Below are 12,124 nucleotides of genomic sequence, written 5' to 3'. Positions count from 1 at the left end.
GTGCAACACGCTCCACAGCCCAGGGCGCGGCCAGCCCCAATGCCTGGCAGAACAACGCTTCTTGCATGGGGAGGGCTCCTGTTCGGGGGGTGTCAATGGGTTTATTTGTACTGTAGTGTTCCACCCGAAACGGAAGAGAGCCCAAAAAACCTTAAAAATCAGCCCGCTGCCGACACCTGCAGACGCTGGAACTTCTGCCACAGCGTCTCGCGGTTTTCCACATGCTGCGGGTTCACGGGGATGCAGGCCACGGGGCAGACCTGCACACACTGGGGCTCGTCGAAATGCCCCACACATTCCGTGCACTTGTCCGGGTCGATCTCGTAGATCTCCTGCCCGAGATAGATCGCCTGGTTGGGGCACTCGGGCTCGCACACATCGCAGTTGATGCACTCGTCGGTGATCATCAGCGCCATACGGCCTCCCGGGGCGCGGGGCCAGACACAAGGGCAACGGGGTACACGGCGCGGTTCATGCTCCGTATTATCCCGCGCACTGGCATGTGCCTTGCGTGCCACACTGCAACCCACCACCGCTGACGGGGATGTTTTTACCGTTATGCTGTGTATACACATTAATTTTTACGCGCTCGCGTCCCACCCTCCTCCACCGCCTGCTCCATGGGTCTGTTTTTCCTCAAACGGTTTGCCACCCTCCTGGCCACGCTGATCGGCGCATCCATTGTTGTGTTTCTGGTGCTGGAGATCCTGCCGGGCAATGCCGCGCAGATGCTCATGGGCCCCGACGCCTCGCCCGAGGCCGTGGCTGCACTGGCCAGCAAGCTGGGGCTGGACCAGCCCGCCAGCCTGCGTTACTGGCAATGGGTGAGTGGCCTGGTGGTGGGCAACATGGGCGACAGCTACGCCTACAGCTCGCCCGTACTCGACCTGGTGCTGGAACGCCTGGCGCTCACCGTGCCCCTGGCGCTGATGGCCATGGTCATCACCACCGTGCTGGCCCTGGCCGCTGGGGTGTATGCAGCATCCCGCCACAACAAGGTGGGCGACGTGGGCGTGATGGGCCTGGCGCAGATTGGCATTGCCATCCCCAACTTCTGGTTCGCCATCCTGCTGATCCTGCTGTTCTCGGTGAAGTTGCAGTGGTTCTCGGCCGGGGGCTTCCCGGGTTGGACGGAAGACGCTGGCGGCAGCCCGCTCGAAGCCCTCAAGGCCCTGCTGCTGCCCGCCATTGCGCTGGCCGTGGTGCAGGCTGCCATCCTCGCGCGCATCACCCGTTCGGCCGTACTCGAAGTGCTGCGTGAAGACTTTGTGCGCACGGCCCGCGCCAAGGGGCTGACGCAACGCGCGGCGCTGTGGGGCCATGTGCTGCGCAACGCGATGATCCCGGTGATCACCGTGATGGGGCTGCAGTTTGCCAATCTGCTGGCGGGGACCATCGTGGTGGAGAACGTGTTTTACCTGCCCGGCCTGGGCCGGTTGATCTTCCAGTCCATCTCCAACCGCGACCTGATCGTGGTGCGCAACTGCGTGATGTTGCTCGCCACCATGGTGGTCATCGTGAACTTCGTCGTGGACATTCTTTACGCCGTGATCGACCCACGCGTCAAAGCCTCTGACATCTGATCCCCATGAGCGCTGCCATTCCCTCGCCCTCCGCCACCTCCGCCCCCGGCTGGCTGCACCGCGCACTGCGCCACCGCAGCTTTGTCATCGGTGCCGTGCTGTCGCTGCTGCTGATCCTGGCGGCAGCACTGTCGCTGGTCTGGACACCCTGGTCCCCCTATGAGATGGACCTGGCCAACAAGCTGGCCGGGCCATCCGGCACACACTGGCTGGGCACCGATGCCTTCGGGCGCGATGTGGCCTCGCTACTGCTGGTGGGCGCACGCAACTCCATCCTGGTGGGCGTGATTGCCGTGGGCATTGGCCTCACCATTGGCACCGCACTGGGCCTGCTGGCAGCCGCCAAACGTGGCTGGGTGGAAGAACTCATCATGCGGCTGGCGGACTTCACCTTCGCCTTCCCCGCCATCCTCTCGGCCATCATGATGACGGCGGTGTTCGGCGCGGGCATCGTCAACTCCATCATTGCCATCGGCATCTTCAACATCCCGACGTTCGCACGCGTGACCCGTGCCTCGGCCAATGCCGTGTGGTCGCGCGAGTACATCATGGCCTCGCGCGCCTGTGGCAAGGGCAGCTGGCGCATCACCATCGAGCACGTGCTGCCCAACATCCTGTCGGTGCTCATCGTGCAGGCCACCATCCAGTTCGCCATTGCCATCCTGGCCGAGGCCGCCCTGTCCTACCTCGGCCTGGGCACACAACCGCCCCAGCCTTCGTGGGGCCGCATGCTCAGCGAGGCGCAGACGCTGATGTTCCAGGCCCCGCTGCTGGCCGTGTGGCCCGGTGTGGCGATTGCGCTGGCCGTGCTGGGACTGAACCTCTTAGGCGATGGCCTGCGCGACCTCCTCGACCCCCGCCTCTCGCGTAAGCGTTGACCCTGCCAAGAAGCCTCCCAGACCCCACGATGTCTCTGCTAGAAGTCTCCAACCTCCGCATCCGCCTGCAGACGCACCGGGGCCCCGCCGACGCCGTGCGCGGCGTGAGCTTTTCGCTGGCGCGCGGTGAAACCCTGGGCCTGATCGGCGAATCGGGCTGTGGCAAGTCCATCACCGCCATGTCGCTCATGGGCCTGCTGCCCGAGAGTGCACAGGTCACCGGCAGCATCCGCTTTGATGGGCAAGAACTGGTGGGCCGCACCGATGCGCAGATGTGCCAAATGCGCGGCAACCGCATTGGCATGGTGTTCCAGGAGCCCATGACGGCGCTCAACCCCGTGCACACCATTGGTCGCCAGGTGGCAGAGCCGTTGCGTCTGCACCGGGGCATGAATGCAGCAGCCGCACGCACCGAAGCAATTGCACTGCTGGACCGCGTGGGCATCCCCAACGCCGCACAGCGTTTTGACGCCTACCCGCACCAGTTCTCCGGCGGGCAACGCCAGCGCATCACCATTGCGATGGCGCTGGCCTGTGGGCCCGACCTGCTGATTGCCGACGAGCCCACCACGGCGCTGGACGTGACCATCCAGCAGCAGATCCTGGACCTCATCAGCGACCTGGTGGCCGAGCGCAACATGGCGCTGATCCTGATCTCGCACGACCTGGGCGTGATCTCGCAGAACGTGGACCGCATGATGGTGATGTATGGCGGCAGCGTGGTCGAAAGCGGCTCCACCGCCTCCGTCTTCTCGGCCATGACGCACCCCTACACACGCGGGCTGTTCGCTGCGCGCCCCCACCTGGGCACTGTGCATGCGCCCGGCCAACGCCCTCGGCTGTCCACCATCCCCGGCACGGTGCCCGAGCTGGTGGACCTGCCCGCAGGCTGCCCGTTTGCGGGCCGCTGCAGCTACACCATCGACACCTGCCACCAAGAATCACCTGCAGCCACCCTGGTGGCCACCGACGCCGATGGCGACCACGTGGTGCGCTGCCTGCGCCGCGAGGCCATTGCAGAAGCGCACGGCGTGCCACAGGGTGTGGAGGTGGCCGCATGAGCGACAACCACCACCACACCAGCAACAGCCCCCTGCTGCAGGTCAAAGACCTGGTGCGCGAATACACGCTGCCGCGCGAGCATTTGTTCCGCCCGCCGGGCACGGTGCAGGCCCTCAATGGTGTGAGCTTTTCCATCGCCGCAGGCCGCAGCCTGGGAGTGGTGGGCGAATCGGGCTCGGGCAAGTCCACGCTGGCCCGGCTGGTGATGGCGCTGGATGCGCCCACCGCTGGCACGGTGGAGCTGCTGGGCCGCAACCTGCACCAGTTGCCCGCCGAGCAGCTGCGCCAGGCGCGGCGCGACTTTCAGATGGTGTTCCAGGACCCGTACGGGTCTCTGGACCCGCGCCAGACCGTGGAGCGCATCGTGACCGAGCCGCTGCAGGCACAGGGCCAGACCACGCGCGCCGAGCAGCGCGAGCAGGCCGCCCAGGTGCTGTCGCAAGTGGGCCTGCGCACCAACGACCTGGGCAAGTACCCGCACGAATTTTCGGGCGGCCAGCGCCAGCGCATTGCCATTGCACGCGCCCTCATCACCCGGCCCCGCCTTATCGTGGCCGACGAGCCCGTGAGCGCGCTCGACGTGTCGGTGCAGGCCCAGGTGCTCAACCTGATGCAGGACCTGCAGCAGCAGTTCGGCATCACCTACATGCTCATCAGCCACGACCTCGCCGTGGTCAACCACCTGTGCGACGAGGTGGTGGTGCTGTACCAGGGGCGCATCGTGGAGCGCGGCTCGCCCGGCGAGCTGTTCCGCAACGCACAGCACCCTTACACGCAATCGCTGGTGGGCGCCGTGCCGCAGGTGCAGCCCGGCCGCGCGCGGGCGCGCCGTGCGGCTGCCGCCGCTGCTGCAGTTGCTGCTGCAACGGCAAAAACCGCATAACCACATGCAGGTGTGATGGTGTAAAAAGCTTCTTTCCTCCCCGGTAACAAATTGCACCGGGGGTCTTTATGGTTGTTGTCTGGTTTTTTGTCTGGAGAGTCCGAACATGCTGAACCGCCGTACCGTCCTTGCCACTGGCGCCATCGCCGCTGTGCCCTTGACCACCTCTCTTGGCGCCCTGGCGCAGGGCCGCAAAGATGCGGTGACGCTGGCAATGACCCTGGAGCCCCCAGGCCTGGACCCGACCGCCGGTGCTGCGTCTGCCATCGCCGAGATCGTTCAGTACAACATCTTCGAGACGCTCACCAAGATCAACCCCGACGGCAGCGTGTCGCCCCTGCTGGCCGAAAGCTGGGAGGTCTCGCCCGACCTCAAGACCTACACCTTCAAGCTGCGCCGTGGCGTGAAGTTCCAGAACGGTGAGCCCTTCACCGCCGCGTCGGTGAAGTTCTCATACGACCGCGCAGGCGGCGAGAAGAGCACCAACAAGGACAAGCGCACCTTTGCCGGCATCACCACCCAGGTGGTGGACGACTACACCGTGGTGCTGCTCAACAAGGAGATCGACCCCGACCTGCTGTTCGTGCTGGGCCAGGCCACCTCGATCATCGTGGACGCCAAGAGCGCCGACACCAACGCCAACAAGCCCGTGGGCACCGGCCCCTACCAGCTGCAAGCGTGGAACAAGGGCTCGTCTGTGGTGCTGACCGCCTGGGCCGACTACCGCGATGCCAAGGCCATCAAGATCAAGCGCGCCACCTTCCGCTTCATCTCCGACCCGGCCGCCCAGGTGGCCGCCCTGCTGGCGGGCGACGTGGACGCCTTCCCCCGCGTCACGCCGCGCAGCGTGCCGCAGTTCAAGACCAACCCCAAGTTCCAGGTGGTGGTCAGCGGCTCGCGCGCCAAGACCATCCTGGCCATCAACAACGGCAAGAAGCCGCTCGACGACGTGCGCGTGCGCCGCGCCATTGCCGCTGCCGTGGACCGCAAGGCCGTGATCGAAGGCGCGGGCGACGGCTACGGCGCGCCCATCGGCAGCCACTATGTGCCCGGCGCGTTTGGCTACGTGGACACCACGGGCGTGAACCCCTACGACCCCGAAAAGGCCAAGAAGCTGCTGGCCGAGGCCGGCATCAAGACGCCGCTGGAGCTGACCCTGACGCTGCCGCCCACCCCCTACGCCCGCCAGGGCGGCGAGGTGGTGGCCGCCCAGCTGGCCAAGGTCGGCATCATCGCCAAGATCCAGAACGTGGAATGGGCGCAGTGGCTCAGCGGCACCTACGGCAGCAAGAACTACGACCTGACCATCATCAGCCACGTCGAGCCCTTTGACCTGGGCAACTTTGCCAAGCCCGACTACTACTGGGCCTACAACTCGCCCAAGTTCAACGACCTGTTCAACCAGATCAAGAACTCCGCCCGCCCCGCCGACCGCGCCAAGCTGCTGGGCGATGCGCAGCGCCTGCTGGCCGAGGACTCGGTGCACGCCTTCCTGTACTCCAACCAGTGGATCACGGTGGCCAACAAGAACCTCAAGGGCCTGTGGAAAGACATGCCGGTGTTTGTGAACGACCTTTCAGCGCTCTCCTGGTCTTGACGGCCCGCGCTGCTCTCGCCAAACGGTGGTAGATTGCTACCAAAATAATAGCTGCTAGCGCTTATTGGTTAGGCGCTAGCAGCCTTTTCACCTAATTTTTCACCTGATTTTTAACCTGTCTCGGATGGGGCATCCGCCTGTGCTCCCGCAGGGGCGCTGAGGACTCCCCCCTCTCCCCTCGCGGGAGAGGGTTGGGGAGAGGGGGCGGCAACCGCGCCGCGCCCGTTTCCCCCCCCCCTCTCCCCGGCCCTCTCCCACAAGGGGAGAGGGTGCGAGATCCATCTGAGACAGAGACCGGATCGGGCTGTTTTCCATACCAATCTCCCAGCACCCCACCATGACCGCCTTGCACGACCTGCCCGCCCACGAACTCCTGGCTGCCTACCGCCAGCGCACGCTGTCCCCCGTGGAGGTCACGCAGGCCGTGCTGGCGCACATCGAGCGCTGGGAGCCCCACATAAAGGCCACCTACCTGCTGCGCCCCGAGGCTGCGCTGGAGCAGGCCCGTGCGTCCGAGGCGCGCTGGCTGCGCGGCGAGCCCAAGGGGCTGCTGGACGGCGTGCCCAGCACCATCAAGGAAAACATCGCCACCCAGGGCGACCCCACGCCGCTGGGCACAGCGGCGGTAGAACTGGCGCCCGCTGCGGCCGACGCCCCCCCCGCCGCCCGCATGCGCGAGGCAGGCGCCGTCGTCGTGGCCAAGACCACCATGCCCGACTACGGCATGTTGTCGTCCGGCCTGTCCACCTTCCACCCGCTGTCGCGCAACCCGTGGGATGTGAGCAAGGGCCCCGGCGGCTCCAGCGCTGGGGGCGGTGCTGCGGCCGCCGCAGGCTACGGCCCGCTGCACATCGGCACCGACATCGGCGGCTCGCTGCGCCTGCCCGCCAGCTGGTGCGGCATCTTCAGCTTGAAGCCCAGCCTGGGCCGCATCCCCATCGACCCGCCCTACACCGGCCGCGCCGCTGGCCCCATGACGCGCACCGTGGCCGATGCCGCGCTGATGATGCAGGTGCTGAGCCAGCCCGACGCGCGCGACAGCATGAGCCTGCCCGCGCAGGACATCGCCTGGAGCCAGTTCAACAAAGGTGCCGAGCGCCTGCGCGGCCTGCGCATCGGGGTGCTGCTGGACGCAGGCTGCGGCCTGCCCGTGGAGCCCGAGGTCAAAGCCGCCGTCGAACACGCGGCCCGCCTGATGGAAGCCGCAGGCGCCACCATCGTGCCCATGCAGCCCTTCATGACCCAGGCCATGCTCGACGGCATGGACCACTTCTGGCGCATGCGCTCGCACACCGACCTGCAGGCCCTGCCCGCCGCGCGGCGTGACAAGGTGCTGCCCTACATCCGCACCTGGGCCGACAGCGCTGCGGGCCTGAGCGGCGCCGAAGTCTTCAACGCCAGCCAGCAGTTCCACCTGACGCGCGTGGCCGCCGTCAAGGCCTGCAGCGCGTTCGATTACGTGATCTCGCCCGTGGCGCCCAACGTCGCCTTCCAGGCCGAGCTGCCCTCGCCCACCAACGACCCGCTGCGCCCGCTGGAGCACATCGGCTTCACCGTGCCCTTCAACATGTCCGAGCAGCCTGCCGCATCGGTCAACTGCGGCTACACCCGCGCCGGGCTGCCGATTGGCCTGCAGATTGCAGGCGCCCGTTTTGACGACCTGGGCGTGCTGCAGGTGGCGCACGCGTTCGAGCTGATCCGCGAACCCCAGCGGGCATGGCCCCAGCCGCCTGCGGCTTGAGGGTGTAAATCCGCAAACCCGCGAGGTCGAGAAAGCCTGCAACGAGGTTGTTGGTAACCTTGGGGGTTTGTTGGCCGCCACGGCCCCTTGGGGGTACGGCGCAGCCAGCCCCGCCACAGACCGACAACCCCTGCACACCAGCAGCCCCACCGCATGGACATCCTCATCCTGGCGATCCTGATCGCCACCGGCACCTACATGCTCAACGCCAAGGAGCAGCGCAAGCGCATTGCGCTGCTGGGCAGCCACCTGGCCAACTACCAGATCGAAAAGCTCATGGAGGCCCTGACCGAGGGCTACCTGCGCGCCCTGGGCGAAAGCACCGACGAGCGCCGCCAGCAAATCTGGAGCCTGCTGAGCACCACCGAATCCCAGCTTGCCGAGCAATTCAGCCGCTTTGCCGCCGAGTTCGCCAAAGTCAGCGAAGCCGACGCACGGGTCAGCCGCCTCACCATCGCCCTGCCCTTTGCCGAAAAGCTGCTGCCCGCCGCCACCTTCGACATGCGCAAGGCCCTGGCCGTGCACGCGCGCGGCATCGCGCATGTGGTGCAGAACACCGGCCACCTGGCTCCCAAAGACCGCGCCTACATGATGACGGCCGAGCTGTTCCTCATGCAACACACCTGCCACTGGTTCTGCAAATCCAAGACCATCGCCACCGCCCGCATGCTCGCGCGCCACCAGACGCCACACGAACAGCTCGTGGCCTCCGTCTCAGCGGAAACACGCAACGCCTACCTGGCCTTGATCAAGGGCGGCTGATCCACCGCCCTCCACAATGCCCCATGCCATCCTCCACGCACACCCGCACGACCGATAGCCTGGGCAACCCCGTCACGCTGCACGACGCGACCAGCGCCGCCGCCCTGAATGACTTTGTGGAAGGCTTCATCGCCTGCGAAGCCCGCGCCGTGAACGTGCTGAACGCAGCCGCAGACACCAGCCCCATCGTGCAGGCCAGCTGCGCCGCGCTGCACATGTTTGCCGAGTCGGCCGACGCTCCGCGCAACGCCCGCCCCTTCCTTGACCAGGCCCTGACCCATGCCGCAAAGGCCAGCGAGCGTGAGCAGCGCTTTGTGGCCGCCATCGCCGCCTGGGTTCATGGTGACCTGCCCCGCGCCATCGCACTGCACGAGGAGCAAGCCCGCCAACACCCGCGCGACCTCGCCTCCCTCAAGCTCGGCCAATACCATTTGTTCAACCGGGGCGACTCACCCGGCATGCTGCGCCTGGCACTGCAGGCCCTGCCCGCTGCGGCTGAAGTGCCCTACCTGCACGGCATGCTGGCCTTTGGTTGGGAGCAATGCCACCGCCTGCAAGAGGCCGAAAGCGCCGCCCGCCATGCCATCGCCCTGTGCCGCAAAGAACCCTGGGCCCACCACGCGCTGGCCCACGTCATGCTGACCCAGGGCCGCATCCGCGAAGGCGCCGACTTCATGGCCAGCGTGAGCGACACCTGGACAGACCTGAACTCCTTCATGGTCACGCACAACTGGTGGCACCAGGCGCTGTTTTTGCTGGAGCAGGACCGGCACGCCGAGGTGCTGGCGCTCTACGACAGTCAGGTCTGGGGTGTGGTCAAGGAATACACACAAGACCAGATCAACGCCGTGTCACTGCTCGCCCGGCTGGAGCTGGCGGGCGTGGATGTAGGCCCGCGCTGGGCCGACGTGGCCGACCACCTGGCACCGCGCCTGGCCGACCATGTGCTGCCCTTCCTGGACCTGCAATACCTCTACGGCCTGGCCCGCGCAGGCCGTACCCAGGCGGCGCGAACGCTACTGCACAACATCGAGGCCCACGCCGCCACGCGCACCGAGGCGCACGAACGCACGGTGTGGCAGCAGGTGTGCGTGCCCGCAGCGCACGGACTGCTGGCGCATGCGCAAGGCGACTGGTCAACCGCTGCCGAGAAACTGGGTGAGGCACTCCCCCGCCTGGTGGAGATTGGCGGCAGCCATGCACAGCGTGATCTGTTTCACCAGATCTGGGTGGATGCGCTGCAGCGCAATGGCCAGTGGGCGGCGGTGCAGAACGTGTTGCAGCCGATGGTGAATGGGCAGCCGGAGTCGGTGCGGCTGGCGCGGCAGGTGGGGGTGGTGAATGGGGTGTTGGGGTTAGTGGTGGGATGAGGCAGCAGGCCCTTCAATCACAAGACCAAATCACCCGCGACCTAGAATTTTTCAATATCAAGCAAACAACAACTCCCCCTATCCGCAATGGGTAAATTTTTAATCACCTTTTTAGTGCATCTCTAATAATGAAAATTATTGAAATTTGCACCCATACAAATCAATAACTTACGCTCGCTACTATTGGAAAGTTGGGAATTTTCAAAGATACCCCCTCCTCGAACGCACCAAAATCACAAACCATCCTCAAAGCAAATTTATTCGACATCTATATAAATTAAATTTCAAATGAACAAAAGAATACTCATCTGCGCGATTACAGTTCTTCTATCATTTAGCGCCACCGCACAAAGCACCGTAACCACATCATTTGGAACCCCTGACTGCGGAGAGTGGACAAAAGGAACTCGACCTGGATCAAAAATATGGCTTTCGGGATATTTATCCGGCCTCAACTGGATGTTTAATACCATTAATGGCAATCAAATCCCGGCATATGACCCTCTCAGCGAACTAACATCAATGGATCAGGCCTTCGTTTGGATGGATAATTGGTGCAAAACCAATCCACTTGATCGCGTGGATACAGGCGCAACCTATCTTTTTGCACAACTAGTCTCCAAAAGAAAAAGGTAGCATATACATTTATACTCATTGATTCACAAAACAAACGCCCCCAAAAACCACGAAGACTTGCCAATTGAAGCGAGAAAAATGATATACCAAATAAAAGTTATTGACTTAAATTCAGATACCAATGAGCCTTCAATTTATCTGAATGCACTCATTGAAGATATATCAGAAATTCATGGCATATCAAATATCAAATTTACAAGCAATGAAATTTCACTAGAGACGAATTTTAGTGAAATCGATTTAAAAAAATCGCTCAGACCCACATTCAGTAGATATATTGAATCCATTCAATTTTTGAATCTAAGTCATATCCAGTAACGAACTAAATATTCGATGTTGTCGGAATGCGCTGAAAGCACAGCATTAATCCCTTCACCGCACCACCAACTTCGTCTGGTCATACACCGGCTGCTCCGGCAAATCTGCCAGGTGCCGCACATCGGCCCAGTCCAGCACCTCCACCGCTTCTCCGCTCACCCGCACGCGGTTGAGCCCCGCGTTGGGAATGTCGCTCTGGCGCGGGCCGTCCAGCCCGGTGCCACGCGCAGTGCGCCAGATCATGTCGAGCACGCCGCCGTGGGTGACGACCATCACCTTCTGGCCTGCGTGCTGCTGGGCGATGCGGTACACGGCGTTCATCACGCGGGTGTGGAACTGGCGGGTGGTCTCACCGCCGGGCATGCCGTAGTCGGCTTCAAAGCGCAGCCATTGGTTCCAAGCATCGGCGTGGTCCTGCTTGACGTCGTCCACGCGCTTGCCGTCCACCACGCCAAAGGCCTGCTCACGCAGGGCGCTGTCGGTGAGGGTGTCGATGCTTGCCTGGGGGAACAGCACCTGCAGGCTGGGCGTGGCGGTCTGGCGGGTGCGGATCAGGTCGCTGCAGACCAGGTGGTCCACCACGAGCTTCTCTGCCGCCAGGCGCTCGGCCAGGCGGCGGGCCTGTTCGTGGCCGGTGGCGTTGAGGGGTACGTCCACATGGCCCTGGAAGCGCAGTTCGCGGTTCCAGTCGGTCTCGCCGTGGCGGATCAGGATGAGTTCGGTCATGCGCTCTATTATCGAATGCATGCACACGATTGCAAGGTTTTTTGGCCGCTATCGCGCGTCCAGCATGCCTGAATAGCTATTATTTTTATAACAAAACAACGTAGGGACCCTCTGCACGAATCGAGCGGCAAGTGCGCGCTGCGGATCGGGATGGACTGCAAGGCGCAAAACGCAGCAATAGCCGTAGCTATTGCGAGTATTTGCAACGCTGCAGGCCGCCCGAGTCCGCAGATGCACACGGCGCGGTGATTCATGCAGAGGGTCCCCATGCACTACCGCATGGGCACGATGAGCACCTTGCGGCGCGGCTGGCAGCCGGCGCCTTCGTGGGCGGCGCTGTCGCGCTCCCAGCCAGGGCCGGGCGAGGTTTGCGCGCACACGCGCTGGCCATCGACCAGGCTGCGCCAGTAGTACCAGGGCGCGGGGGCGGCCTGCAGCAGCAGCGGGGCAAGCAAGACCAGCGCGCACGAAAGGCGGGGGGCGAAAGGCATGGGCAAACAAAAGCATCGAACGCGTCCCGCCCATGCTACGCAGCCTGCGGCGGGCCGATGCCTGGAAAAGCGGTGGA

12 protein-coding genes are annotated in these 12,124 nt (G+C 64.0%); 9 read left to right on the top strand and 3 right to left on the bottom strand.

What is annotated here, in order from left to right; translation table 11 throughout:
- Positions 1–158: 158 nt before the first annotated feature.
- Entirely contained in the window at positions 159–416 is a 258-nt protein-coding gene (locus A1D30_RS06075) for a YfhL family 4Fe-4S dicluster ferredoxin (RefSeq protein ID WP_063459897.1), read from the bottom strand.
- Positions 417–620: 204 nt separating this feature from the next.
- Between A1D30_RS06075 and A1D30_RS06070 the strand changes: the two genes are divergently transcribed.
- From A1D30_RS06070 to A1D30_RS25445, 9 genes are all read left to right on the top strand, one after another.
- The gene (locus tag A1D30_RS06070; protein ID WP_063459896.1) at positions 621–1,583 is read left to right on the top strand and encodes an ABC transporter permease; all 963 of its coding nucleotides are present in this window, start codon (positions 621–623) and stop codon (positions 1,581–1,583) included.
- A 5-nt stretch (positions 1,584–1,588) separates the two neighbouring features.
- Complete coding sequence (locus A1D30_RS06065) at positions 1,589–2,461, top strand: ABC transporter permease (protein WP_063459895.1); 873 nt, start codon at positions 1,589–1,591, stop codon at positions 2,459–2,461.
- Between the two features lie 29 nt (positions 2,462–2,490).
- On the top strand, positions 2,491–3,522 hold the full coding sequence (locus A1D30_RS06060) for an ABC transporter ATP-binding protein (protein WP_063459894.1): 1,032 nt from the start codon (positions 2,491–2,493) through the stop codon (positions 3,520–3,522).
- Positions 3,519–4,406 carry an ATP-binding cassette domain-containing protein gene (locus A1D30_RS06055; RefSeq protein WP_063459893.1) on the top strand — a complete coding sequence of 296 codons (888 nt, stop codon included), beginning with the start codon at positions 3,519–3,521 and terminating at the stop codon, positions 4,404–4,406. The genes A1D30_RS06060 and A1D30_RS06055 overlap by 4 nt, the downstream gene beginning before the upstream one ends.
- Before the next feature lie 106 nt (positions 4,407–4,512).
- The gene (locus tag A1D30_RS06050; RefSeq protein ID WP_063459892.1) at positions 4,513–6,003 is read left to right on the top strand and encodes an ABC transporter substrate-binding protein; all 1,491 of its coding nucleotides are present in this window, start codon (positions 4,513–4,515) and stop codon (positions 6,001–6,003) included.
- Between the two features lie 337 nt (positions 6,004–6,340).
- Entirely contained in the window at positions 6,341–7,744 is a 1,404-nt protein-coding gene (locus A1D30_RS06045; protein WP_063459891.1) for an amidase, read from the top strand.
- 153 nt (positions 7,745–7,897) lie between these two features.
- Positions 7,898–8,506, top strand: coding sequence for a hypothetical protein (locus A1D30_RS06040; RefSeq protein WP_063459890.1), 609 nt, complete (start codon positions 7,898–7,900; stop codon positions 8,504–8,506).
- Between the two features lie 23 nt (positions 8,507–8,529).
- Complete coding sequence (locus tag A1D30_RS06035; protein ID WP_063459889.1) at positions 8,530–9,876, top strand: tetratricopeptide repeat protein; 1,347 nt, start codon at positions 8,530–8,532, stop codon at positions 9,874–9,876.
- Positions 9,877–10,164: 288 nt separating this feature from the next.
- Positions 10,165–10,512 (top strand): hypothetical protein, encoded by a 348-nt coding sequence (locus A1D30_RS25445; RefSeq protein WP_131798419.1) that lies wholly within the window; start codon positions 10,165–10,167, stop codon positions 10,510–10,512.
- A gap of 372 nt (positions 10,513–10,884) precedes the next feature.
- Here the strand turns inward: A1D30_RS25445 and A1D30_RS06030 are convergent, their stop codons facing one another.
- Together A1D30_RS06030 and A1D30_RS06025 are read right to left on the bottom strand one after the other, a co-directional pair.
- Entirely contained in the window at positions 10,885–11,556 is a 672-nt protein-coding gene (locus A1D30_RS06030; RefSeq protein ID WP_082836343.1) for a histidine phosphatase family protein, read from the bottom strand.
- Between the two features lie 272 nt (positions 11,557–11,828).
- Positions 11,829–12,047, bottom strand: a complete 219-nt coding sequence (locus A1D30_RS06025; RefSeq protein ID WP_063459887.1) for a hypothetical protein — start codon at positions 12,045–12,047, stop codon at positions 11,829–11,831.
- Between the last annotated feature and the right edge of the window lie 77 nt (positions 12,048–12,124).

The organism is Acidovorax sp. GW101-3H11, from assembly GCF_001633105.1.
Taxonomy (GTDB): domain Bacteria; phylum Pseudomonadota; class Gammaproteobacteria; order Burkholderiales; family Burkholderiaceae_C; genus Acidovorax.
This window is presented reverse-complemented; position numbering and strand designations above follow the sequence as displayed.